We start from the raw sequence: 25482 nt of genomic DNA on the forward strand, positions 1-25482 counted from the left end.
CCCGGCTTCGATCACAGCGCCGTGAAGACGCACGCCGCCGGTCCGCAGGGCGCACTGCCCATCACGCCCGAGATGCTGCTCACCCAACCCTCCGGCAATCTCTTCGGCCTGAGCCAGAATGCTGGCATGGGATGGGAGCCGCGACGGCTGCTCGACCCGGAGTTCCTCATCCTGAGCACCCATGGCGGTGTCCGCGCCGCTGACGGCACGCCCATCGCGCTGGGCTTCCATACCGGACACTGGGAGGTGGGCCTGCTGGTCTCCGAGGCCGCACGCGAGCTGCGCGCGCAACACTGCATCCCCTTTGCCGGGGCCTGCACCGATCCCTGCGATGGCCGAACGCAGGGCACCGAAGGCATGTTCGACTCGCTGCCGTATCGCAACGACGCCGCAATCGTGCTGCGACGCCTGATGCGTTCGCTGCCTACGCGAAAGGGAGTCCTCGGCGTCGCCACCTGCGACAAGGGCCTGCCCGCCATGATGATGGCGCTGGCCTCCTCGGGTAAAGTTCCGAGCATCCTTATCCCCGGAGGGGTCACGCTGCTGCCTGACGACGGCGAAGATGCAGGCAAGGTGCAGACCATTGGCGCACGCTTCGCGCAGAAGCAGATCACGCTGGAGTATGCCGCCGACATCGGCTGCCGCGCCTGTGCGTCGCCCGGTGGAGGCTGCCAGTTTCTCGGCACTGCGGCCACCGCGCAGGTTGTAGGCGAAGCGCTTGGCCTCTCTCTGCCGCACACTGCGCTTGCGCCATCGGGCCAGCCCATCTGGCTCGACGCCGCGCAACGCTCTGCCCGCGCTATTCTGCGCATGACTCAAACTGCGATGGGGACGAATGAAGTTCTCACAAGTGCGGCCATTCAAAACGCGATGGTGCTGCACGCTGCCTTCGGCGGCTCGACCAACCTGCTGCTGCATCTGCCCGCCATTGCACATGCCGCCGGACTGCCCCGACCAACTGCCGCAGACTGGACGGAGGTCAACCGCAATACGCCGCGGCTGGTTGATGCGCTGCCCAATGGACCTCGTCACTTCGCCACCGTGCAGGTCTTCCTCGCTGGAGGCGTGCCTGAGGTCATGCTGCATCTGCGACGTGCCGGGCTGCTCGACACCAGCGTCAAGACTGTTGCAGGAACCACGCTCGACGAGTGCCTGAACTGGTGGCAGGACAGTGCGCGCCGCCGTCAGCTCAAAGAACAATTGCTCGCGCAAGACGGCATCGACGCCGACGACGTCATCATGTCTCCTGATGTCGCTCGCGCTCGAGGGCTGACCTCGACTGTTTGTTTTCCTTCCGGCAATCTTGCTCCTGAGGGCAGCGTCATCAAGAGCACTGCCATCGACCCTTCGCTTATCGACGAAGACGGAGTCTATCGGCATCGCGGAGCTGCTCGCGTCTTCATCACCGAGACCTCCGCTATTCAGGCCATCAAGGCCGGGACTGTGCTCGAAGGCGATGTGATGGTGCTGATCTGCGGTGGCCCTCTCGGTGCGGGGATGCAGGAGATCTATCAGATCACTGCCGCGCTCAAGGCCCTTCCCCACTGCAAACATGTTGCGGTGCTGACCGACGCTCGCTTCAGCGGAGTCTCCACTGGAGCCTGCATCGGCCACATCTCTCCCGAAGCTCTGGCTAACGGCCCTATTGGCCGTATTCACGATGGCGACATCATCGAAATTGTCGTCGATCGCAACGCCCTCGCCGGAACCGTCGACCTCGTCGGCGAGAAGGGCGAACTCTTTTCTTCCGAAGAAGGCAACAAGCGCCTCTCTGCCCGTCCGCCACGACCTGATCTCGCACCGCACCCAGCGCTTCCAAACGATACTCGTCTGTGGGCCGCGCTGGTGCAGGCAAGCGGCGGAGTCTGGGGCGGATGCGTCTACGACACCGAAATGATCCTCGCTCGGCTCGCTTCATCGACATCCAAAACAGAAAGGTCAGATACGTGAGACTCTATCGCACTCAGCAAGGCCCCTACCTCCTCAACGACAACTTCTACTACCTCATCGAAGACACGTCGTGGGATGCATTGATCACCCGCGAAGACCTGCACGACTTCTGCCGCTCCGTCGTCGAGCGCGGCGAACGCACGAAGGCATTTGCCTATGGCACCCTTCTGGCGCCGATCGAGAACCAGGAGGTCTGGGCCGCCGGAGTGACTTACTACCGCAGCCGCAGCGCGCGCATTGAAGAGTCGAAGGACGCAGGCGGCGGCGACTTCTACGATCGCGTGTACTCCGCTGCGCGCCCCGAGCTCTTCTTCAAAGCGACAGGCGCTCGCGTCGTCGGCCCCAACAGCAACGTAAAGATTCGCAGTGACGCTACGTGGTCGGTGCCTGAGCCTGAGCTTACGTTGCTGATCAGCCCCAAGGGAACGATCCTCGGCTACACCATCGGCAACGATATGAGCTCGCGCGACATCGAGGGCGAAAACCCGCTGTATCTTCCCCAGGCCAAGGTCTATGACGGAAGCTGCGCGCTCGGCCCCTGCATTCTCGTCAACCCCGAGCCCCTGCCGGCAGCGACTCGCATTGCCATCCAGATTGTGCGTAACGGCGAGACCGCCTTCTCCGGCAGCACTTCTCTCTCGGAGCTGAAGCGCGATCCTAAAACTCTGGTCAGCTTCCTCTTCCGCGACAACAGCTTTCCGAAGGGCTGTTTTCTCATGACCGGCACCGGCATCGTTCCACCCGACTCCTTCACGCTCGCCAGCGGAGACCAGATTCGGATCGTAATCGATCCCATCGGCACCCTCGCCAATGATGTAGGCTGAGTTACCCTGCGCCGCGAAAGTTAGCAGGAAAGGGTGCACCACTGCGATACTTAAAAAGAAGTCGAATCATCCTTTAAAAGAGTCAAATCACTAAGCCGATGGCGATCACCTCCTCCCCAAAATCGGGCTCGTTCGAACGCACGCTGGCAAGTGCGCGTTCTACCATGCTCTTTAGCGAAGTGGTGCGGCTCGCGATCGACAGCTTTCGCGCCAATAAGATCCGCTTTTTGTTGACGATGCTCGGCATGGTCATCGGCTCGGCCTCCATCATCCTGGTCGTTACCATTGGCAAGACCGGCAAGCAATATGCCTTAAATGAACTCACCAGCATCGGTCCCAACAAGGTCGAGATGCAGTATGTCGGCGGCACCATTGCCGGGCCGAACAATACCACCACCCCCGACCTGATGACCTACGAGGACATGAATGCTGTCCTCGAACAGGTGCCGGACATCGTCGCTTCGTCGCCGATGCTTGAGGTCCATTACAACGTCGGCATCGGCGGCGGCGTCACCAAGGACGCCATGCTGCTGGGGGTCTCGCCGGAGTACAAGAAAGTACGAAACCTCGAAGTGGTTGCAGGGCGGTTCTTCGACGATCAGGACACCGTCACCCGCACCAAGGTCGCCGTCATCGTCGAGCCCTTCGCCAAGGCGCTGTTCGGCAGCAGCGCTGGAGCGATCGCCCACAACATCACGGTAGAGGGAATCCCGTTCGTCATCATCGGCGTCTTCAAGGAAAGCGTCGCCACCTTCGGCCTCTCGGAGATCAGCGAGCAGACGCTGCTCGTGCCCTATCCTGTCGCTCGCTACTTTACCGGCAGCGACAAGGTGAAGGAGATCTTCTTCACGATGCGCGACCCGGCAGACGTGCTTCCAGCATCGAAACAGATTCTGGCAATCATCAAGAGCCGCCATCGGTCGTCCTCTGCCTACTTTCCGTTCATCATGACGGGATTTCTGAGCATCATGGCAAAGATCGCCGACATGCTTACCATTGTGCTGTCTTTGGCTGCCGGGATCACGCTGATCGTCAGCGGCGTCGGCATCATGAACAGCATGTTGGCGAACGTGCAGGCCCGCCTCAAGGAGATCGGCATCCGCAAGGCCCTGGGCGCCACCAGCCTTGAGATTCGTATGCAGTTTCTTACCGAGGCTGTATTCCTCTCGCTGGCCGGAGGGCTTGTCGGCACCGTGCTGGGGCTGGCGCTGCCACTTTCGGTTAGCCTGCTGACGCCCTACAAAATTCCTATCAGCCTCTGGTCAGCGGTGATCGCTCTTGGCACTTCCATGCTGGTCGGCATTCTCTTCGGAACACTCCCGGCCAACCGCGCGGCAAAGCTCGACCCGGTGCAGACCCTCAAGTACGAGTAACTTCCCGAAGAAAGACGAAATACAGGGGTCTCTCCACTCCGCAACAGACGATGGAGCTGTCCGTTGCTCCGGTCGAGATGACGTGAATGGCGAAGTTGCGGATAGAGTTTCTGGACAGTTTTCTGGCTTTGCCCAAAACAAAAAGCGCATCTACCTTCGTGGATAAATCCTCGAAGGCAGATGCGCCTTTCAAAGCGATAAAACGAACTACTCGGCTGCGGCGACTGCTTCGGCTTCGGGCTGATCGCCCTTGACCGTGACCTTGATGTGGCTGGTCACTTCGCGATGCAGCTTGACCGGCACATGGTACTCGCCGATGGTCTTGAGCGGCTCTTCAAGCGAGATCTTGCGGCGGTCGATCTTGAAACCCTTCTCTTCGAGCTGGTGCGCGATGTCGCCCGAGGTGACCGAGCCAAAGAGATGCTCGTGCTCGCCGACCTTGCGCTCGAATACCAGTTCGACTTCGTTGAGCTGGTTGGAGAGTCCCTCCGCCTCGGTCTTCTCCTTGGCGGACTTGCGGATGGCAGAACCCTTCATCTGTTCGATGACTGCCTTGTTGGCGGCGTTCGCTTCGATCGCGAGCTTGCCCGGCAGCAGATAGTTGCGCCCGTAGCCGTCAGCGACTTTAACCACATCGCCACGGTGTCCGAGCTTGTTTACGTCTTCCTTCAGAATGACTTCCATTGCAGTTTCTCCGATTCCTGTCTGGCGTATCTCGTAGGCCAGCCTTGCGTGACTCGTAAAGCCCGGCTTGCGGGCAACTAGAAGCGTGCGGCAAAGGCAAGCAGGGCGATGTTGCGCGATTGCTTGATCGCCAGGCTCAGGCGGCGCTGGTGGCGTGTGCAAACACCGGTCAGGCGGCGCGGAACGATCTTGCCGCGCTCTGCCACGAAGCCCTGCAACAGGCGGACATCGCGGTAGGAGATGGCGTCGATCTTCTCGGTGCAGAACTTGCAGACCTTCTTGCGACGGAAGAACTTGCGGCCGCCAGGGCCGCCCGATCCGCCGGGACGGGGTGTGCGGGGAGCGCCTGCTCCGGGGCCGGAATGTCCCCCAGCGTGTGCGGGACGGGAGGATGGTGCCTGCTGCTCAGATGCTTGCGGTGTGCTGGTTTCGTCAGCCATGTGTGTTTCCTCTCAGATACGTTGTGCCTTCACCCGCTCCAGACCCGCGATGGAGTCTCTGAACACCCGGCCTGAAGGCCGAACGGAAGTGGGATCGAGCGATTCGTAGTACGTTGCGCGATGCGGCGACAAGCGGCATCGCAGATCTTGTGGCGCTGAAGCTAAACGGCAGCGTTCTCGGAAGGCGCCTCGGCGGCGACCGTCTCAGGAGCGGCTGCGGGAGCTTCCGTGGCGACCGTCTCGGGAGCGGCTACAGGAGCTTCCGGTGCGGCAACGGCATCCGGTGCGGCGGCAGGTGCCTGCGGTGCCTGAGCAACCGGCTGTGCGCTGCGCTTGACCTTGGAGTCGCGCAGGGCCTTGACCTTGGCGAGACGCTTCTCTTCTTCGTCCATGCGCACGGTGATGAACTTGATCACCTGCTCGGAGACGCGGAGGCGACGCTCGATCTCTGCGATCAGCGAGCCTTCGGCGGCGATGTTCAGCAGGATGTAGAAGCCGTCGTTGAACTTGCGAACGGTATAGGCGAGCCGGCGGCGGCCCATCTTCTCGACGCTCTTGACCTCGCCGCCACCACCGGTGACGTTGGCCGAGAAACCTTCGATGAGCTTGTCGATCTCTGCTTCTTCAACGTCCGGACGGACGATGAACATAATTTCGTAAGTGCGATTCATTCGTTTACTTCTTTCTGCGAAGTTCTGCTTCGCACCGTGCCAGCGTGTCGTTTGCCGGAGCGGTTTGGAAAATCAACTGGTACTACTTCCCGTTCGGCCCTTCCGTCCCCTTCTCGGGTTCGTCTGGCCGGCGGTTGAACTCGTTCATCGCAGCGCCAACCCCTTTGGTCAGCACCACCTCGACAGCGCTGCGTGCGCGGTCGAGCACTTCATCCAACACCGCAAGCTCCTGCTTGCGGAACGGCGACAGCAAATACTCCTTGCCGCCTGCTTTGATCTCTCTGCCATCCTCGAGCGCCGGTTTCCCAACGCCGATGCGGATGCGCAGCCACTCTTCCGTGCCAAGCACGCCCGAGATCGACTTCACCCCGTTATGCCCGCCCGCCGATCCACGCTCGCGGATGCGAATCGTGCCCAGTGGAATCGCCAGTTCGTCATACAGGACGATCAGGTCCGACGACGGAACAGCAATGTCCAACTCTCGAACCAGCGCGGCCACCGAAAGCCCGCTCAGGTTCATGAAGGTCTCAGGCTTCGCCAGCAGAACCTCTTCGCCTGCCAGCGTTGCCTTCGCGGTAAGCGCTCGTCCCCGCCGGTTGGTGAGCGACACGCCGCAATCGTCTGCGATGCGGTCTACCGCAAGATACCCGGCGTTGTGCGGTGTGAACTGATACTCAATCCCGGGGTTGCCGAGTCCGACAATCAGCTTCACGCGAACGCTTCCCTTCCAAACATTGCGATGGCGGCCTTGAAGCTGACTCTCCGCTTCAAGGCCGCCGTCACACTACTTCTTTTTAGCATCGGCAGCCGGAGCAGCTTCCGCATCCGTCTTGCCCTTCTTGGCCACTTCCGGCTCGGTCGGGGCAGCGGCAACAACCTCAGCCGCAACCTCTTCCTTGACTGCCGTTACGTGGGCAACGGTTGCATTCTCATCGCCGAGGAACTTGATGCTGCCCGAGTGGGGCAGGTCGGAGACGCGAATCACGCCATGCAGCTCGAGGCCCGAGACATCGACATCAAGATGGCTCGGAATATCGTTCGGGAGGCACTCAATCTCGACCTCGCGCAGAACGTGATCCAGAATGCCGCCCTGGTTCTTCACACCGGCCGAGGTGCCGGTCAACTGGATGGGCACGGAGACGCGCATCAGCTTGTCCATCGCGATCCGCTTGAGGTCGATGTGCAGCAGCTTGCCCTTGATGGGCTCACGCTGCCAGTCGACGATCATGGCCTTGACCAGTGCCGCGCCTTCGACGTTCAGGTCGAAGATGGTGTTGTGACCGGAGTCCGAGTGCAGAATCTTGGTGATGGCCCTGGGGTCGACGGTGACCGCGACTGCATCCTGGCCTGCGCCATAGACGACCGCAGGAATCTTGCCGGCTACGCGAACGCGGCGGGCCGCATTCTTATTGAACTTGCCTTCACGAGGTGTTGCGACTACTGTCTCTGCTGTCTCTGTTGCCATAACGAAACTTCTTCCTTTCGGGCACGAGGTTGAGCCTCGCTCCCTTTACCGCTCGTTGCAATAAAACCGCTAGTTGAACAGCGTACTGACGCTGGTCTCCATATGAATGCTCTCGATGGCGCGTCCCAACAGCCCGGCGATCGAAAGCACTTTAATCTTCGGCACCCGCAACGCATCTTCGCGCAGCGGAATGGTATTGGTCACGATCAGTTCTTCCAATCGTGAATTTGCGATGCGCTCAACGGCCGGTCCGGACAGCACCGCATGGGTCGCGCACGCATAAACTTTTTCCGCGCCCTGTTCGAGCAGCGCATCCACCGTCTTCACCATGGTTCCGGCGGTGTCGATAATGTCGTCGAGGATCAAACACGTGCGGCCCTTTACGTCGCCGATCACGTTCATCACCTCAGTCACATTAATGTCGGTCCGCCGCTTGTCAACGATGGCCAACGGTACATCCAGCTTCTTGGCGAAGAATCTCGCCCTTTCCACGCCGCCCGCATCGGGCGATACCACGGTCAGGTTCGGCAGCTCCAGGTCCCGGAAGTAGCTCACCAGCACCGGGCTGGCAAACAGATGGTCCACCGGGATATTGAAGAAGCCTTGAATCTGTGCTGCGTGAAGATCGACCAACAACGCCCGGTTTGCACCAGCCGTCGTGAGCAGATCGGCAACCAGCTTCGACGTGATCGCTACGCGGGGCCGGTCCTTGCGGTCCTGTCTCGCATAGCCGTAGTACGGCATCACCACCGTGATTCGCCCGGCTGATGCGCGCTTCAGTGCGTCCATCATAATCAGCAGCTCAACAAGATGCTGATCGACAGGGAAGCAGGTAGGCTGCACCAGAAAGACGTCCGCGCCGCGAACGTTTTCGAGCAGTTGAAAATGAACCTCGCCGTCGGAGAATCTCTGCAACCGGGTCTCGCCCAGCGGCACACCGACGAACTTGCAGATCTCATCGCACAAGGCGGGATTAGCCGATCCGCAAAAAATCTTGATGCGCTTGCTCTCGCTCAGCTTTCCGGAGCGCTTTTTTTCCGGGGCCGTCTTGCTTTGTCCGCTTTGGGCGGCTTGCGTCGGTGCAGACTGGGAGTCAAGCTCCTCAGTCTGCCCTGAAATAGGGGAAAGAACTGCAGTCGTGTCTTGTTCGTTCACGTTGAAACCCTCCAGGCTGGTTGACCTTGGTAGTTCCTGCTGCCTTGTCTCGCGGAGCCTTGTTGCGGCCCCGTAGGTCTCTCGAAAAATCCTTGTTGCGAATACTGCGAAAGCTAAAGACGATGTTCCTTCAAACTTCTGACTTCTTCATCCGCCACGTTGCTGCGGACCAAAAACCATTCAACTTCTGCGGCACATTGCTGCCGCCAAAAGAACCCTAAATTGATGCCGCATCCGGCGTCGACATTTTGGTTGGGCGACTAGGATTCGAACCTAGACAAAGAGATTCAAAGTCTCTTGACCTACCGTTAGTCGATCGCCCAGTATGCCGCCGGCCCGTTGTTGCCGGCGAAGCTACCCTGCGAACATTCTCTCCCAGTAAGCCGCCCTGGGCAAAGTTTCCGTCAGGAAAGTCCTAACCCCAGCTTGCGTTGCAGCCGACTGGATACGCTGTTGAGCTGCTCGCGCCCCTGCGTCGGACCGGTAAAGTCCAAACAGAGCCGAACCCGAGCCAGAGAGCGCCGCATACAACGCAGGAGCTTCTGAGTCAGTACCCGTCAATAGACGCTTGGTTTCACGCAGGGAGGGATAAGCAGGAAAGACGACCTGTTCAAAGTCGTTTTCAACCCCGGTGCGGACAAGCGAGAGAAGGGTATTCTCCGCGAGACCGTTCGGCACACCTCTCTGAACATCATCAGAGCTCCCCTGTTTTTTCTCAGGATTCAGGTTGCGAACGATACCGGAAGTGCCAGGCTCTGCATACAAGGACGCATAAGCGAGACTCAACTCCATAAGTCTATCGTGTTCAACAGACGCCGTCAATGTCTTCCCCGCTGCCAGCGCATCCCAGTCGCGAAAGGCCTGCGGGGTGGAGACCCCGACATTCGGCACCGCGATCAGGCAGGCTGTTCGCGGCAGATCTGGCAGTGGGACCACCTGCTCTCCACGGCCCAGTCCCAGAACCGCGCCGCCTAGCAGAAACAGTGGAACATCCGATCCCACGGCGGCAGCTAGCTTAAGCCGCGTCGCGCCTGGCAGCGCCAGATTCAGCTCCCGTTCGAGGGCAATCAGCGCAGCGGCAGCGTTCGCGCTCCCTGCTCCCATACCGCCCTGGATCGGAAGGTTCTTCTCAATCGAAATTTCAACTTCGGCCGTTATTCCTAACCGTTCAAGACACTGTTCGACGATCTTCCAGGCGGTATTTCTGCCATCGAGCGGAACCCTGGCGTGATTGCTGGTCAATGCAAGACGGGTGCTGACTGCGCGCTGCGCCGTAACTGTAACTACATCATGCAGATCCAGTGTCTGATATAGCGTCGTAAGACCGTGAAAGCCGTCAGCCCGCGCTGGCCCAATCGCCAATCCCAGATTGATCTTCGAGTAAGAACGAACGCGCGTAGCCATCGCCTCTGATTCTAACCGCGCCTTCTTTCATCCGCTTAGCCCTGCGCTGTTGCATCCCTCCTTCGGCTGTAGACGTTGAAAAGAGAATTTTCCTGACAATCAGTAATATGGAGAATATGGCGACAAAGCTCGATGAGATTCTTGCTGACACCCGGCTGAAGGTGGATGCGCGCAAGGCCACGGCAGATTATGCAGCACTGGAACGGAAGGCTGCCGCACACACGCCGCGCGGCTTTGCCGCAGGTCTGCGGAAAGTCGCGGCGAACGGCCCCGCGATCATCTCTGAGATCAAAAAGGCGTCTCCCTCGAAGGGATTGATTCGAGAAGACTTCCATCCGGAGAGCCTGGCCCGGATGTTTGAGGCAGCGGGTGCGGCAGCACTCTCGGTCTTGACCAACGAGGCTTTCTTTCAGGGCTCGCTGGAATATCTAGAAGTCGCCTCGGCAGCAGTGAAGATTCCCTGCCTGCGTAAGGATTTCATGGTCGACCGCTTTCAGGTATTGGAGGCACGGGCTTATGGAGCCGATGCCATCCTGCTGATCGTGGCCGCCCTTAGCGATCAGGTGTTGACCGATCTGCGCGACGAAGCGGAGCGCATGGGCCTCGACGTTTTGTGCGAGATACATGACAGGGGCGAATTGGAACGTGCGGCCCAGTTAGGCTTCAAATTGATCGGAGTCAACAGCCGCGATCTGCGTACCTTCACCGTATCGCCGGAGTTGGTGATCGAGCTGGCCCAGTGGAAGCCAGCCGACGCCATGATGGTGGCAGAGAGCGGTATCGGGTCGGCAGCGGATATTGCGCGGTACAAGGCGGCAGGATATGAGGCATTTCTGGTGGGAGAGGCCTTGATGAGACAGCCGGACCCAGGCGCGGCGCTGACCGCTCTGCTTAACTGCGAATGTTCGGCGGAGATTTAGCCATGTGGATCAAAATCTGCGCCAACACGAACCTGGACGATGCACAAATGGCAGCAGAGCTGGGAGCCGATGCGGTTGGCTTTGTCTTTGCGCCCAGCCGACGCCGGGTCACCGCAAAAGAGGTCGCGCAGATTACACCGCACCTGCCTGCGAGCGTGGAACGAATCGGGGTCTTCGATTCGCTCTATGCAGAAGAGATCGCTGCAGCCGTGCGCGAGGCGGGATTGACTGCGGTGCAGCTTCATGGCGGCGGCGAGCTGGTGCTGGCAAAGCGTCTGAACGAGTTGTTTGAAGGCAAAGTGAGGATCATCCAGACCGTCCACTGGGCTGTCGAAGCGGGTGGCGAAAACGCAAAGGCGGTTCGGCAACGGCTCGACGCGATTGAGGCGGGCAGGATCATCGAACGCGTGCTGATCGATTCGAAGGTCGGCCAGGCTACCGGCGGAACGGGCGTGTCCTTTGACTGGGCGGCGGCAAGAGATGTTCTGCAGGGCGGTGGCGGGCGCTTGAAGATGATTGTGGCAGGCGGCCTGCGTCCGGACAACGTCACAGAGGCCATCACTCAACTGAACCCATGGGGCGTGGATGTGGCCAGCGGCGTCGAAAAAAGCCCGGGACGGAAAGACCCCGAGAAGCTGCGCGAGTTTATCCGAAACGCTCGGGCGGCAAAGAGCACTGATGTTGAAGCGAAAAAAATCGACGATCAAAGATAAGCAGGAGAGCTTTGGATCGATAAATGGTGGCCATGAGTCTTCTCTGTTGAGCCCCAATCCGATCCAGGGACTTCCTGATGTTCTAGCCAAAGACTTGAGCGTCGTCTTCTGCGGAATCAATCCGGGGATGAGCTCAGCGGCAGTCGGCTACCACTTCGCCAGCCGCAGCAACCGATTCTGGCGAACACTTCACCTCTCCGGATTCACACCAGAACAGTTGCTGCCTCAAAATGCCACCTCCCTGCTCGACTATGGTTTTGGGCTTACCTCAGCGGTAGATAGGCCAACGATCGGCGCTAACGATCTCAGGCGAGATGACTTTATCAACGCGCGCCCTGCACTGGAGCGAAAGGTGAAACGATATGGCCCGCGCTATCTTGCCTTCCTGGGCAAGCCGGCGTGCTCCGCGATCTTCAACCAGCGCGAGGTCCGGTGGGGCAAACAGGCAATGCTCTTTGGCGAAGCTCAGGTCTGGGTGTTACCTAACCCCAGTGGCCTCAACCGGGCATTCACGCTTGAGGGCCTGATCACCGCTTACCGGGAACTCTCCGAGGTGGTGAAGTTGTAGGGAGAAGGGATGCGTGTCTTGCGCCCTCTATTATTCTTATTCTCTTAGACGAGCTGTTTAAAAACTGCCTCTCTTTAGTCAGAAAAACAGACAACAACAAAAACAAGAGCGAAATACAGGGGTCTCTCCACTCCGCTACGCGATGAAACCGCGCGGCTACGGTCGAGATGACGTGGTTAACGAGTTTTTAAAAAGATTCTTAGACGAGTTCGAGCTGGCACCGCGGTGCAGCGCCTTCCAGCTCAAGTAAAAGCCTCTTTCTGTCGAGGCCACCCGCGTAGCCTGTCAGGCTGCCATCGCTTCCGATGACTCGATGACACGGAACCACAATGCTGATGGGATTTCGCCCGTTGGCCAGACCGACGGCACGGATCGCTGCGCGGTTCCCAATTGCATCGGCAAGCTGCGCATAGGTTCGCGTCTCTCCGTAGGGGATGCTGCGAAGAACTTGCCAGACTCTCTGCTGAAAGTCTGTCCCTTCGGGAGCAAGTGGAAGCGTGAACGCCGTGCGACTTCGCCCAAAGTACTCCTGCAACTGAGACACAGCTTGCTCGAAGCCTGAACGCACTCGCGCACCGAGAGCCTCCGGCCTGGGCCCGCGTTTATGTTCCGGCATGTAGAGGCCGCTTAGAACTCCGTCGGTGTTGACCAGCGTTAGCGTCCCCAGCGGTGACTCCAGCAGAAAATGCTCTTTGATGGACATACAAGGTCTCCTTCTCACTCTGTCTCTTCTGGAGGTGAGGCATGAGTGATTCGATTCCTTAGGCTAACTCTGCGCTAGTGCCGGCACACTCCGTAAATGACCTTCAAATTCGACTCTCCATTTGAGGAAGCTCTCTCATCTGACGGAGACGGTAACATTGCCAGCCACCAGTGTCTGAGAGTGGGCTTATCGAAGACCTTCTTATGGGTTCCTCAGTTTCACCGTGAAGTTATAGGTTCCGGCGGCGAGCTCATAGATGTTCTCGCCATGACCGTTTGTCGATGTTTTGACCAACGGGCTCTTTGAGAGCGGATTTCCGTCGATCGCGTACTGCTCCGCCTCGGCATCCGATAATGACAAACGAGCACTCGTGTTTGGAGGGATGGTTACGTTCCACGTTGCACTGCCATCCCTTACCGTCCATTGCGAATGGACCGTGCCGTATCGGGACTCATAAGAGAAGTCCATCTTGCCCAGCCGAGCATCGAAGTTCGGGTGAAGCATGATCGTATGCAGCCCGGCATCTGCGGCAGTCGCGTCGATGCCGGCAGCGTAGCGGTAGAGCCATTCGCCCACGGCTCCGTATGCGTAGTGGTTGAAGGAATTCATGCCGGGATCGGCGATCATCTTGTCGCCGTTCCACCGCTCCCACATGGTGGTGGCACCGTGATCCACCATGTATCCCCACGAAGGATACTGCGTGTTGAGCAGGAGCCGATAGGCAACATCGGCGTGACCGGTGTCGCTGAGTTCCTCCATCAGATATGGCGTACCTAGAAAGCCAGTCCCCAGCTTCCAGCCGTTTGCTTCAATCAGATTGACCAGCCTTGTGGCGGCAGACGCGCGCAGGTTGTCGGGCAGCAGCCTCATGTGCAATGCCAGAACATAACCTGTCTGCGTCTCCACCGGCCCTGTATGTGGCTTGGTTGCGACGTCGGACATGCCTTCATTCGGCTTCATCACTGCACCGACAAATCCATCCGGGTGAACGTAGGCTTGCATGAAGGCCGCTTTGATCTTTTCAAAGAGTTCCGCGTATCTCTGCTCGTCTTCGGTTCTGCCGACGGCGTGGGCCATCTGCTGCATCAGCGAGACGTCGTAGGCCCAGTATGCAGTTGCTACAAGCGCCTGCGACGTCGGACCCTCGGGTGCGAGCCAATCGCCAAAGGCGATTCCTCCCTCGTTTTTCCAGACATAGTCCGGGTTGGCAGCGAGAATGGCTGCGACGTATTTCGACATCGCATCCCAGTTCTGTTGGATGATCTCCTGATCGCCGTTCTGGATCCATGAGGTCCAGGGAACAATGACGCCTGCATCGCTCCATCCGGGTCCGAAGCCTGGATTTTGCTTCGCCGTGCCGGGAGCGTAGATACCGTACATCGCGGTTCCGGTCTGCGTGCCGCGAAGATCGTCTGCATATTTTCGCGAGAAAGCAGTGAGGTCCATATTAAAGGTTGCCGTGCGCCAGAAGACCTGCGCGTCCGCCGTCCATCCCAGGCGCTCATCCCGTTGCGGACAGTCGGTGGGCACACTCAGGAAGTTAGAGCGCTGGCCCCAGAGAATATTGCTCCACAGTTGATTCACTATCGCGTTGCCGGTCTTCATCTCGGCAGTGAGCGGGGCATCAGTATTGAGCGACACCGCCTGTACCGAGCTGAGGCTGGGCGCTTCGGGCAGCCCTGTTATCTCCATGTAGCGGAAGCCGTGAAAGGTAAAGGTGGGTTGATATTCTTCCACTCCCGTTCCTGCCAGAATGAAGTGGTCGGTAGCTTTGGCGTTTCTCAGATTTTCTACATAGAGAGTCCCGTCCGGGTTCAGCAGCTCTCCGAAGCGCAGTTGAACGTTGGTCCCGGCCTTGCCCTGAACGTGGATTCTGGGAACTCCAGCGAAGTCCTGCCCAAAGTCATAGATATAGATACCGGGGCGCGGGATGGTGACCGACTTTGGCTGCAGAACTTGTGTGCCGTGGATCGGTTGGAAGGACTGCCACAGGATCTCCGGCTCGTGAGGCTCGATCAGAGAGACTGAATGCCATTTGGCATCGGAGAAAGAGCTGGTGTCCCATCCCTGTTGATGGCGTCGGGCGTCGTAGGTTTCGCCGTTATAGATCTCTGCAGAGAGGATCGGCGAGCTATCCGCCTTCCATGATTGGTCAGTCGCAATCCAGTCAGCGGTGCCATCGGTGTATGCGACCCTGAGCTGCGCCTTCAGGGCATTCTGCGTATCGCCGTAGTTATTTCCTTGTCCAATCCATTCAAGGGGAGTCGAATACCATCCCGGCGCAAGGTAAGCTCCAATGGCGTTCTCTCCTTTTTGCAGGAGCGCTGTCACGTCGTAGTCCTGATACGTTACGCGCTGGCGGTAGTCGGTCCAGCCCGGTGCCAGAACCTGATCGCCGACGGGCTTTCCGTTCAGGCTGAATTTGTACGCTCCCAACGCAGTGGCGTAGAGCCGTGCGGATGCTATCTGCTTGCTTACACGGAAGCTATGCCGCAACGCCGCAACAGCGGCAGTGGGTAGGGGATCTCCGAGCTTGTCCTGTCCGCCGAACGCATCTTTCTCTGGAGCATATGGAATTGCGCGGCCCCAGTGAGTGTCGTCATAGTTCGCGGTGTACCAATTGCCGGACGCGTTGAATTGCGTCTTCCATTCTCCGTCTCCGGTCTTGATCAGCTTGCTGCTGCCATCAGCCATCTCTATATAGAGAGCCGCGCTCATCGGCGTCAATCCTTGATTGCCCCCACTAAAGCGGGTCACCTCGATGGCAAGAAGATTGTCGCCAGAATGCAGCTCTTTGGTGACTGCCACCCTGGTGTATGTCTTCCATGGAGTGCGTCCCCACGCTGGCTGCGTCTCGGGCTTCAGCACCTGGGCTCCCGAGATCCACGAGGTCACCGTGTCTTCGCCCGTAACGTACAGAACGGCCCGCTTGACTCCGGACGGCACATCGAACCGCAGACGAAAGTCGTGTCGCGTCGGCCCTTTTTCTTCGACGCCGGAGACAGATGGATTTGTCACCCATTGCGCGTGTGCCGCGCGCAGGCTTGCCTGTTCGGCATCCTCGTAACCGATCCACTTGGCCGTCCAGTTCGATTGGTCGAGCAGACCTGTCTCCCACCAGCTTGCATCGCTGGCCGGATAGGCTTTGCCATGCATATCCCAAGCCTGAACGCGCCAGTAATAGCGCTTCTCCGGCGATAGCTGCGGGCCGCCGTAGGCAACGTCCACGGTACGGTCCGCCTCCACTCGCCCACTATCCCACACATCCGCCTGATCGCCTTTTAACCGATCAGGCGTACTCGCCACAAGAATTCTGTAGGCGGTCTGCTTTGCGCCGATGCGCCCATCCTGCAGCTTCCACGATAGAAGCGGCGTCTTCGTGTCGTCGCCCAGGGGCTTGACCAGCGAGTCACACTCGAGCGCTGTCGGCTTGCCAGATTCGATACGCGCGCGTTGTCCATCGGCCATGGCAAGAGTCGTGGATGTAAGAAGAAGAGCAGCAAAAACGAATGGAGTTCCGATGGTAAACAGTTTCATCTGGTCGTAAGCCTTGTGTGGATTGAACGAGCACTGGCCATTCTACGGGAAGGAAATATTCGCGGATTCTACCCCGACTGGGCACTCGCCCTTCGATCCGGCCAGCCCCAGCTCCGAATGCGGGCAAAAACACGAATGCGCGGAGCATATGTCCGCGCAAGTGATTGAAAAATAATGGTAGGCACGAGGAGACTCGAACTCCTGACCTCTACCGTGTCAATATTTCAACGTAACGCAACTTATTGAAACCAGTTGGCACAGACCGCACTCTACGCCACTAATTACACGGAAAAGTGCTGTTATTGGACCCCTATTGGACCCACTTTCGGGGTTCGCTTGCAAGGTGTAGGTCAAGGACGATGCGATCGGCCTCCAGTCGATCCAGCATACTTTGACACCTTTGAGCGGTATGAGGCGCGGAAGAAAGCCGCCCCCGATCCGACAACTCTGATTGTGGTTGATGAAGCCGACCGCCTGCACATGAACAGCCTTGAACAGATGCGTTCCATCTTCGACGACGGACGCGTGGGCATGGTGCAGATCGGCATGCCCGGTATCGAAAAGCGCATTGCTCGCTTTCCGCAGTTCGACTCAAGAATCGGCTTTGTTCACGAATTCCGGGCGCTCGATTCGACCGAACTCCAGCAACTGCTTGACCGCCGCTGGACTCCAGCCGGCGTGACGCTACCCAAGGAGCCATTCGACGCCGAGGTCATGGCCCGCTTGGTCAGGATTACGGAGGGCAACTTCCGCCTGCTCACCCGAATGCTCACGCAGATCGAGCGAATTCTCAGCATCAATGAAACTGAAATCGTTTCAGTCGCCATCGTCGAAGCCGCTGGGGACAGCTTGGTCATCGGTCAGAGCTGAGAGGCCAAGAACACGCTCCATACGACAAATAATGTCAAAAGACCTGCGACAGATAATTTCTCAAGCTACACACAGACGCTCTGGAAAGAATCACCAAATGTACGGAAGAACCCACATAATTCGCAGAGCTACACCCACCATGTACATATCCTGGAGATGAACGGCGACAGTTACCGACTCGAGCAGAGCCGCCGCAAACGAACCCATCCGCAGAACGCTAAACCCTGCCCCCGATCGCGCCTCGGGTAGAAGGATCTCTTCCGCTACGCTCCAGAGGCCCTTCTACCCCGCAATCCCCCAACGACTAAACAGCTACCCACTGGACTACTTTTACTCCGCTGCAGTGGCCTGGTTTTACTCCACCTTTGACAGGATACAAAGCGATGTAAACAACTGTAAATAAATGACTTATAGAGATATATTAAAAATCTGAAAAAGTTATCTCCGAAGCCTTGCGAGCAGTTTGCTTTAGCCATGACCCTGCATTCGAAAGCGAATCTGCTGAGCAAGCTGCCTAGCGCTACTTCTCACAGGCAAATCGCTTCGTCTGATTGATCCTTGAGATCGCTCTTCGTAGTTAGAACATGGAGAAAAACCTGTGAGGATGCCAGTTATTGCCCTATGAAATGGTCATTAGGAATCGAAAAAGAGCAGCCGTCAAGAGCTACTGGCCTTTTTACCTCGGTTGGGGCGCAGGGAATCCAGCAGTTCGTAGGCCAGGTCGCCGACCCGTCCGGTGCAGCCATTCACGAAAGAACAGTTGGGAACAATTCCTTCGTATACGAATAACCCGCGGTCCTGGCGAGTCTAAGGCTTGTCATGACACCTATGTCAAAAACGAAAAACATCAAGTCGCTGAACGTTCAATCGGTCATACTTTCGGAGGGTTTTCCATGCAATACAGAAGCTGGCGGGGAGTCTTAGTCTCGATCATCAAAGCAGAACGCAATTCAGATGGCAATCGCCTCGGAACATTCTGGACGGCTGCACAGTTGCATCCAGAGAAATCTTCTAGAGAGCGACTCGCAGGAGTCACAGCCAGGCTCAATCTTATGAGGCGACTCTGCTGTTTTGTCGCTCTACTGGCTATGGCGTCTGCCCCCGTGATAGCGCAGGACAGCACAGCCATCTTTGGGGGACGAGTTTTTGACCCTCAGGCGAAGGTTGTAAAGAACGCCTCTGTGACGGTCACCTCAGAAGAAACCGGTACTAAGTGGCAATCGATCACCAACGGTAGTGGCGATTGGCGTGTTCAGGCTTTGCCGGTCGGGCACTATCGTTTCCAGGTCTCGGCCCCCGGCTTCAAGACCCTGGAGCATGCGGCCATTGAGCTACAGGTTTCAGATCAGAAGTTCGTGGATGCGACACTCAGCCTCGGAACGGCGACCGAAACGGTGACCGTAGAGAGCTTAACTCCCCTCATCGATACGACCGCAGCGATTTCAGGAACTGTCATTACGAGCGCCCAGTTGGCGGAGCTTCCGACAGTAACGAACTCCCCGGTGGACATGGTGAAGCTCACGCCGGGTGGGCTTTTCGGACAGCCCAGCGGAGGCCCTTCTCACTTGTACTCAAACAATTCCGAGTCGGAGGTTACCGTGGATGCAAGCGGATCGGTCAACTATCAGATTGAGGGAGGGACCAACACATTCGGAACGAGTGGTAAGATCGCCTTCGTTCCACCTATGGACTCAGTCGCCGAGCTTCGGGTCACCAAAAATGCTTACGATGCCTCGATTGGAAGAACTGAGACCGCGACCTTGAACATGACTTTCAAGTCGGGCACCAAGGATTACCATGGAGTGTTGTACGAGAACAACCAGACTCCCACGTTCAATGCGAGAGTATACAACTCGTCTCCGCTCTCGCCAGTCCCGTCGGTTCACACAAACGAATTCGGTGGCACCCTGGGCGGTCCCGTTTCGATTCCGAAGCTCTTCGACGGCCGCAAGAATCACACGTTCTTCTTCTTCAGTTACGACGGTATTCGCAGCAAGGCGCCGAGCAATCCCACGGGTAGGATAAGTATTCCAACCATGCTGGAACGGCAGGGTGACTTCAGTCAGTCTTTTGTCGCGACAAACGGTGTAAACTATCCGGTCCGCATCTTCAATCCGACCACCATCTACAACGACACAACACCCACCAACAGCGCCACAACTAACAGGACGGAATTTACGAACGATGTGATCTCCCCCGGGGACATCAGCCCAATGGCGAAGGCAATCTGGGCCCTTTTGCCCCCTCCCACCGATGCGGGTGACGGCCAGAGTAGCGACTCCAACAACTTCATCAGTCGAGCGGTTCAGATCAACCCTTTCAATAGCTACATCCTTCGCGTGGATAGGGCGTGGAATGACAACAACCATACCTATATTGCCCTGCGTCGCAATCAGGAAGATCCCACAACGGGAAACAGCCCGTTTGGTGCTTCAGACATTCTTGATGGAACCAGTTCTCTCCGGGAAAATCTGGGCTTGACTATCGACCATACCTGGGCGGTGTCGCCAAGCTTAGTGGTCGACCTCCGTGGAAACGTAACGGGTTACAAAACAAATACAGTTAGCGCCAGCTACGGTCTTAATCCTCAAGATTACGGCTTTTCCAGTGCGTTCGCTGGTTTGCAGAACAACGCGAGCATCCCGGCGCTCACTGGGTTGGTCAGTGGCCAGACCCTTGGTACAGGCCAGGCGCCCACCTACGAAAACGACGTTGAGTATGACGGTGTTGGTACGGTGACTAAAATTATCGGCAAGCATTCGGTTAAAGTTGGTGCACAATACCTTGTTCAGCAACAAGGCATCGGAAACCAGGGAACTACTAACGGTACGTTTGCATTCGGTAATAACTGGACCACGCAAAATCCGATCCCAAGCGCAGTGCCGCCAGGATACGGCTCCAATATCGCTTCTTTCGACCTCGGCCTTCCAACGGGCGGCGCCATTGGAACCCCAGCCGAGGCCTCCTGGTCTCAACCGTACATTGCCGGTTTCGCCCAGGACGACTGGAGAATAACTAACAAACTGACGCTGAATCTCGGTCTGCGCTGGGACGAGCAGTTGGGCCTCACGGAGCGGCACAACAAGTTCTGGTCGATCTACAACCCCACTTTAAACATTGCGCCGGTGACCGCGGTCGCCCAGCCTGCCTACGCCGCTGCCATAACTGGTGGCTCTACCAATCTCGGCGTCCAATTCTTGCAGCAATATCGTCCAAACCCCAGCACGTTTGTTGCCCAGGGAGGGATTGAGTACGCTGGGGTGAACGGCAACTCACGCAATGTGACGCAGCTCACCGGAAAGTTTTTCCAGCCCAGGGTTGGTTTCGCTTATGCCTTTACTCCGACGACTGTACTCCGTGGGGGGTTTGGACGATTTGTCAATGCCAATTTTGTTTCCAATCACGGCAATCAAACGGGGTTCAGTTCAAGTACGCCATTCACAGCCTCGAACAACAACTTTGTGAGTCCAGCCGCCACGCTGGCCAATCCTTTTCCCAACGGCCTGGTTCCGCTTACCGGAAGTTCGCTCGGCGCCTATACCCAGGTAGGGTCGGTTGGCTCGTTTTATGAGGCAAAGGTCCCGCGCCAATACAACGATGAAATAAGTCTGAAGCTGCAGCAGCAGGTGAACAACTTCCTTTTTGAAATCGGAGGAGTTTTCAGCGCTCAGCACGGCATCCTGGTGGGCTATGACAATGATCTACTCAGCGAACAGGCGTGGCTGGCGGCGTTCGGCCCCGCATTCGATGCAACTGGGCGTCCTCTTGATACCCTGCCCGGGAATACTCTGGTGGCGAATCCGTTTAAGGGAGCGCCTTATATCACCACAAGCCTGGAGACTGCACAGACGGTTAAAGCCTCTCAGTTGGCACTCCCCAATCCTCTCGGAGACGTGACTATCAATCGATATACGGGCACAAACGAAGCCTATATGCTACAGGCCAAGGTAGAAAGGAGATTCAGTCGAGGTTTTGGCATTCTAAGCGCATTCACCTGGGGAAAGAGTATGTCTGAGAGTTCGTTCGTTCTGCCCCAGCAAGTATCACAGTCATTGAAGAGACAGTTGAGCGGCAGCGATGTCAGATTTATTTACTCTGTCGCTCCTACATACGACTTGCCGATCGGTCGCGGTCAATTGATCGGAAATAACATGAATCGAGTGCTGGATGAAGTAGTCGGTGGGTGGAGATTTACGGCAATCTTTACCGCCAATTCCGGCACGCCCGTATCGCTCCCGACAAACAGTGCCTTCTTTGAAGGTGGTGATCCTGGTTCCGGCTTTACAAAATCGCGATCGAAATGGTTCGATACATCTAAGTTTAAACCGTTTCCAAACAAGTCTACAACGGTCGCCGCATTGGGTGCATATCCTACCTGGACGGGCGCCCAGGGACTGCCTGGAGCGAGTTACACTCCGACAGCCGCGGACATAAAAAGTGGACTTGGTAACGGCGTCTATAACGACTTCGGGACCTGGCAAACGAATAACGACACGACCTATGGGGATGTTCGGAATCCGGCATTTCTGGATTTGGACATCGGCTTGCGAAAGCTTTTTACTATCCGGGGAGAAAGGAAGTTCGAGCTGAGAATGGACGCTTTCAATGCACCGAACCACCCAATCTTCGCAGGACCGAGTACCTCAGTCACCAGCACTTATTTCGGTGCTCTAGGTGGAAGCTTGCCGAGTAACTTGACCCAGTCGAATACGCCGCGCGTCATCCAGTTTGGAGGAAAGCTGTATTACTAAATTCATTTCACTAAATGAAAACGTGGTGTGAAACAGACGTTTCACACCACGTCCTGAATGTACTGCGATAAAAATTGCGGCCTGCTATTTCGAGCATGATAATCCAGCATGGCCGCGGTGCGGCCGCACCTGAGGATGAGAATGTGGTTCTTGACCAAGAACCTCAGGGAGGTGAAGACTTTGGATGCGAACAGGTAAAGGGTCGCGGACTTATTGGTGGTCTGACCCCGAATGATAATCTGACCCGCTGGCGGCTCACGTACACCTGACTGGTGCTCTCTCGAGCCCGTAGAACAATATGCCCAACTCGCCGCCAGCTGCTTGTCCGCATTGGAGGAGCAGATGATCGAAGCGATTCTAGAGCGGTGTGCCGGCATCGATGTCGGCAAGAAGTTCGTCGTCGTCTGCGTCATGACGGGCGGAGCCAAAGACGAACCCCATACGCAGATCAAGAAGTTCGGCACGGTCGTGAGCGAGCTTCAGCGGCTCGCCTCATGGCTAGTTTTAAGTGCAGCGCGACAATAGTCTATCGACACGTTGAACCGCCCTCCGCAGACCTGCCCACACCAGTGTTCAACGAGGGGTGATCCAGATACAGCGCTAAGACATGTCGCAACTGGCCAGTAATTTGGAGCCGGTTATATAAGATGGCCGCAGGCTCCTATCTAAAGCTCAGCTTTTGTCTTCGAGGTTACCAATGCACTGGTTTGCGCGCAGTTCCATCTCAGCTTCCCGACCACGGATTCACGCTTCAGCGTGCTTCAGCTTCCTCCGCTTGGCGTCGCTCGTCCGCAGTCTGCTTTTTGTGTCCGCTTTCATGCTTTCCTCTCCGCTCATGGTCGCGCAGGGAAGACAATTGCACGCGACCCAGCGTTATTTGAATATCCCAATCGGCCGCCAGACCAAGCTCCGCATCTTCACGATCAACGAAAGCGACGGGATCAAGCGTACTGTTCCTCTGCAGCTTGCAGAGGACACCGTCGACTATTGGATCTATCTCGACATCGGTGAGTTCAAAGGCAAGACCATCACTATCTCCGGCCCGGCAACCAAGCCCGCGCTGAACCGCATCTACCAGGCCGCCAACATCCGCGATAACGCCACCATGTACAGAGAGGCCAATCGCCCGCAGTTTCATTTCACTGTAAAGCGCGGCTGGAGCAATGACGTGAACGGGCCGATCTTTTATAACGGCCAATACCATCTTTTCTGGCAGGCATTTCCCTTTGGCGTCCGTTGGGACACGGGCTTCATGTATTGGGGGCACGCAACCAGCAGAGACCTTATCCACTGGACCGAGCTCTCGCCAGCGCTCAGGCTCGACCGCCTGGGCTCGCCCTGGTCCGGCTCCTCCCTCATCGACCATCACAACGACGCGGGCTTTGGTAAAGATGCGCTCGTGCTGGTTTACACCGCCTATGATCGTGAAACAAAAAAACAGGTACAGTGCCTCGCTTACAGCACTGACAACGGTGTTACCTTCACCCGTTTCAAAGGCAATCCCATCCTCGACACCAACGCGGAAGTGGGCAGCAAGGACACCCGCGACCCGCACGTCTTCTGGTACGCTCCCACCCAGCACTGGGTGATGGTCCTCTTTGAAAAGGACGGCTTATCCATCTTCAATTCCAGCGATCTAAAACACTGGACCCGCAAGAGCCACCTCAAGGGTCTTAGCGAGTGCCCCGACCTTTTCGAGCTGCCCGTCGATGGAGACGCTCACCACACGAAGTGGGTCATCCACGGGGGCTCCTCGGCGTACTTCATCGGCAGCTTTGATGGCATGACCTTCACGCCCGAAAGCGCCGAGCTCCACTATGCTGAGGGCAAAAATGCGAAAGGCCAAGATCTCCTCTATGCTGCCCAATCCTTCGCCGAGATGCCGGATGGTCGCCGAATCCAGATGGCTTGGGGGCGTATATGGGAGCAGGACATGCCGTTCACCAAGATGATGCTCTTTCCCACCGAGTTCCGACTCGTCACCACCACGGACGGACTCCGCATGGTCGCTCGTCCTATCCGCGAGATCAATCTGCTGCACACAAAACGACACACATGGAGCGCACTCACCTCCTCCTACATCGACGCGAAGCTTCAAAGCATCGCTCCCGGCCCGCTCGACATCAAAATGGACGTTACGGTTCCGCCTGACGGTGCGCTGACCCTCCGATACCAGGGTACGGACTTGATTACCCTCCAGTCTCCAGACTTCCCGCAAGGGCACGGCTCCGTCCAGCTCTTGATTGATAAGGCAGTGGCAGAGATTTTTGTGGACGACGGGCGCCGTTACATCGTCCGCGAGCTCCCCGCCTCTGATAGTCGCACGGGCTTCGGCTGCCAGCTCGAAGCTGGCACCACTCTCAACTCTCTCGACATTTACGAGCTGAAATCCATGTGGAGAGGCGGCGCATCATCCGCACCACATCAGGCCCGCACAGCAAAGTCGTCGGGCCGTTCCCGTGCCAACTCCATGCACTAAGGAGCCTCTGATCAAGTGCTGCTTTCGGAAGGGCATGAGTTCACTCGTGCCGTAAAGCGTTTTAAATCAAGCGGGCTTCAGGACCGGATTCTTCTGAAGGGTTCGGTCTCCATTAGTATTAGTCCCACTCCAGAAGATCGAAGACACCCTGGACGCCCCTCTTTATCTCGGTAAAGTGCGGGGAATTGCCCACTGCGTATTTCCAGTGACGCAGAAGTTCTATGAGGTTCATTTCCACTTTGCCGAGACCTCGAACCTTCCGCCAGCCACTCGAGTGGCGAGCTTCTCAATCAATTCAGGTCCAATCACCGTTGTCGACGTTGTAAACAACGCGGGCGGTGACGGCATTGCTGCGTCCACCTTCGTAACTGGTGTGGTACCCGCGAGCGACGGTGCCATTCATATCGACTTCACCAGCGAGGTCTCCCTGCTGAATGCAGTGGAAATTCTTCCAGCTCCTTCTCCAAGTCTGTTGCCAGTTCGCTTTGTGATGAACTCAAAGCCCTTCGTCGATAACGCCAACCAATTTTGGATGTCCGACCGCTACTTTAGCGGAGGACGTTATGATCTTCCTCCGGATTTAGCCAAGCGGAAATCTTGGACTCTACGAATCGGGTCGCATCGGCAGCTTCCGCTACAACATTCCGGTGGCTCCGTCGGCTCATTACCGCGTCAGGCTCTATTTCCGCGAGCCATGGTTTGGTAAAGAGAATAGGGGGACTGGCGGCCGAGGCAGCCGGGTCTTTGATGTAGCCTGCAATGGACAGCTACTTTTGAAGAACTTCGACATCCTTGCGGAGAACGGTTCCTCACCTGTGGTCAAGACCTTCGACAATATTCAGGCGACCCCAGAGGGCACGATAGAGCTCTCTTTCACGCCACTCGTAAACTACGCCATTGTGAACGCCATCAAGCTTCTTCCCGCAAACTAGGAAGAGCCCGATGCGAGGGCTGCCGGTCCAAACCTTAATAGGT

The 25482-nt window shown here is 57.3% G+C and carries 21 protein-coding genes and 1 tRNA gene; 12 read left to right on the forward strand and 10 right to left on the reverse strand.

The window, feature by feature from the left end:
- The first annotated feature begins 21 nt into the window (after positions 1-21).
- The 3 genes from GSQ81_RS13310 to GSQ81_RS13320 all read left to right on the forward strand — a co-directional run bounded on the left by GSQ81_RS13310 (position 22) and on the right by GSQ81_RS13320 (position 4147).
- The gene (locus GSQ81_RS13310; protein ID WP_371715333.1) at positions 22-1950 is read left to right on the forward strand and encodes a YjhG/YagF family D-xylonate dehydratase; all 1929 of its coding nucleotides are present in this window, start codon (positions 22-24) and stop codon (positions 1948-1950) included.
- Positions 1947-2774, forward strand: coding sequence for a fumarylacetoacetate hydrolase family protein (locus GSQ81_RS13315; RefSeq protein WP_158911194.1), 828 nt, complete (start codon positions 1947-1949; stop codon positions 2772-2774). Before GSQ81_RS13310 ends, GSQ81_RS13315 begins: the two co-directional genes overlap by 4 nt.
- A gap of 164 nt (positions 2775-2938) precedes the next feature.
- The gene (locus GSQ81_RS13320; RefSeq protein ID WP_318523909.1) at positions 2939-4147 is read left to right on the forward strand and encodes an ABC transporter permease; all 1209 of its coding nucleotides are present in this window, start codon (positions 2939-2941) and stop codon (positions 4145-4147) included.
- 207 nt (positions 4148-4354) lie between these two features.
- On the opposite strand, the gene rplI is transcribed toward GSQ81_RS13320, so the two are convergent.
- The 8 genes from rplI to ispE all read right to left on the reverse strand — a co-directional run bounded on the left by rplI (position 4355) and on the right by ispE (position 9966).
- Positions 4355-4831, reverse strand: coding sequence for a 50S ribosomal protein L9 (gene rplI / locus GSQ81_RS13325; RefSeq protein ID WP_158911196.1), 477 nt, complete (start codon positions 4829-4831; stop codon positions 4355-4357).
- 77 nt (positions 4832-4908) lie between these two features.
- Positions 4909-5271 carry a 30S ribosomal protein S18 gene (rpsR, locus tag GSQ81_RS13330; RefSeq protein ID WP_158911197.1) on the reverse strand — a complete coding sequence of 121 codons (363 nt, stop codon included), beginning with the start codon at positions 5269-5271 and terminating at the stop codon, positions 4909-4911.
- A 161-nt stretch (positions 5272-5432) separates the two neighbouring features.
- A complete protein-coding gene (gene rpsF / locus GSQ81_RS13335) occupies positions 5433-5942 on the reverse strand; it encodes a 30S ribosomal protein S6 (protein WP_158911198.1) in 510 nt (169 codons plus the stop codon).
- Between the two features lie 82 nt (positions 5943-6024).
- Positions 6025-6654: an aminoacyl-tRNA hydrolase gene (gene pth, locus GSQ81_RS13340; RefSeq protein WP_158911199.1), complete on the reverse strand. Its 630-nt coding sequence runs from the start codon at positions 6652-6654 to the stop codon at positions 6025-6027.
- A 72-nt stretch (positions 6655-6726) separates the two neighbouring features.
- Positions 6727-7407: a 50S ribosomal protein L25 gene (locus GSQ81_RS13345; protein ID WP_158911200.1), complete on the reverse strand. Its 681-nt coding sequence runs from the start codon at positions 7405-7407 to the stop codon at positions 6727-6729.
- A gap of 69 nt (positions 7408-7476) precedes the next feature.
- The gene (locus GSQ81_RS13350; protein ID WP_371715344.1) at positions 7477-8424 is read right to left on the reverse strand and encodes a ribose-phosphate diphosphokinase; all 948 of its coding nucleotides are present in this window, start codon (positions 8422-8424) and stop codon (positions 7477-7479) included.
- Between the two features lie 387 nt (positions 8425-8811).
- Positions 8812-8885, reverse strand: a tRNA-Gln gene (locus GSQ81_RS13355).
- Positions 8886-8916: 31 nt separating this feature from the next.
- Complete coding sequence (gene ispE / locus GSQ81_RS13360; protein ID WP_158911202.1) at positions 8917-9966, reverse strand: 4-(cytidine 5'-diphospho)-2-C-methyl-D-erythritol kinase; 1050 nt, start codon at positions 9964-9966, stop codon at positions 8917-8919.
- A gap of 116 nt (positions 9967-10082) precedes the next feature.
- On the opposite strand from ispE, the gene trpC reads away from it, so the two are divergent.
- From trpC to mug, 3 genes are read left to right on the forward strand one after another with little or no spacing between them, the layout of a single operon-like run.
- Positions 10083-10886 carry an indole-3-glycerol phosphate synthase TrpC gene (gene trpC / locus GSQ81_RS13365; RefSeq protein ID WP_158911203.1) on the forward strand — a complete coding sequence of 268 codons (804 nt, stop codon included), beginning with the start codon at positions 10083-10085 and terminating at the stop codon, positions 10884-10886.
- A 2-nt stretch (positions 10887-10888) separates the two neighbouring features.
- On the forward strand, positions 10889-11599 hold the full coding sequence (locus GSQ81_RS13370; RefSeq protein WP_158911204.1) for a phosphoribosylanthranilate isomerase: 711 nt from the start codon (positions 10889-10891) through the stop codon (positions 11597-11599).
- Entirely contained in the window at positions 11565-12167 is a 603-nt protein-coding gene (mug, locus tag GSQ81_RS13375) for a G/U mismatch-specific DNA glycosylase (RefSeq protein WP_158911205.1), read from the forward strand. The genes GSQ81_RS13370 and mug overlap by 35 nt, the downstream gene beginning before the upstream one ends.
- 199 nt (positions 12168-12366) lie before the next feature.
- Here the strand turns inward: mug and GSQ81_RS13380 are convergent, their stop codons facing one another.
- Both GSQ81_RS13380 and GSQ81_RS13385 read right to left on the reverse strand, forming a co-directional pair.
- Positions 12367-12870, reverse strand: coding sequence for a methylated-DNA--[protein]-cysteine S-methyltransferase (locus tag GSQ81_RS13380; protein ID WP_158911206.1), 504 nt, complete (start codon positions 12868-12870; stop codon positions 12367-12369).
- Between the two features lie 201 nt (positions 12871-13071).
- A complete protein-coding gene (locus GSQ81_RS13385; RefSeq protein ID WP_158911207.1) occupies positions 13072-16407 on the reverse strand; it encodes a family 78 glycoside hydrolase catalytic domain in 3336 nt (1111 codons plus the stop codon).
- Positions 16408-16743: 336 nt separating this feature from the next.
- Between GSQ81_RS13385 and GSQ81_RS13390 the strand changes: the two genes are divergently transcribed.
- From GSQ81_RS13390 to GSQ81_RS13415, 6 genes are all read left to right on the forward strand, one after another.
- Positions 16744-17277, forward strand: a complete 534-nt coding sequence (locus GSQ81_RS13390; protein WP_158912229.1) for an AAA family ATPase — start codon at positions 16744-16746, stop codon at positions 17275-17277.
- Between the two features lie 614 nt (positions 17278-17891).
- A complete protein-coding gene (locus GSQ81_RS13395) occupies positions 17892-22028 on the forward strand; it encodes a TonB-dependent receptor (protein ID WP_158911208.1) in 4137 nt (1378 codons plus the stop codon).
- 342 nt (positions 22029-22370) lie between these two features.
- Positions 22371-22553 carry a hypothetical protein gene (locus tag GSQ81_RS13400; RefSeq protein ID WP_158911209.1) on the forward strand — a complete coding sequence of 61 codons (183 nt, stop codon included), beginning with the start codon at positions 22371-22373 and terminating at the stop codon, positions 22551-22553.
- Positions 22554-22845: 292 nt separating this feature from the next.
- Positions 22846-24507: a glycoside hydrolase family 32 protein gene (locus GSQ81_RS13405; RefSeq protein WP_216846433.1), complete on the forward strand. Its 1662-nt coding sequence runs from the start codon at positions 22846-22848 to the stop codon at positions 24505-24507.
- Between the two features lie 205 nt (positions 24508-24712).
- The gene (locus tag GSQ81_RS13410) at positions 24713-25213 is read left to right on the forward strand and encodes a hypothetical protein (protein ID WP_158911211.1); all 501 of its coding nucleotides are present in this window, start codon (positions 24713-24715) and stop codon (positions 25211-25213) included.
- Positions 25155-25439 (forward strand): malectin domain-containing carbohydrate-binding protein, encoded by a 285-nt coding sequence (locus GSQ81_RS13415; RefSeq protein WP_254060178.1) that lies wholly within the window; start codon positions 25155-25157, stop codon positions 25437-25439. Before GSQ81_RS13410 ends, GSQ81_RS13415 begins: the two co-directional genes overlap by 59 nt.
- The last annotated feature ends 43 nt before the right edge of the window (positions 25440-25482 follow it).

This window comes from Granulicella sp. L56 (assembly GCF_009765835.1).
Classification (GTDB): Bacteria; Acidobacteriota; Terriglobia; order Terriglobales; family Acidobacteriaceae; genus Edaphobacter.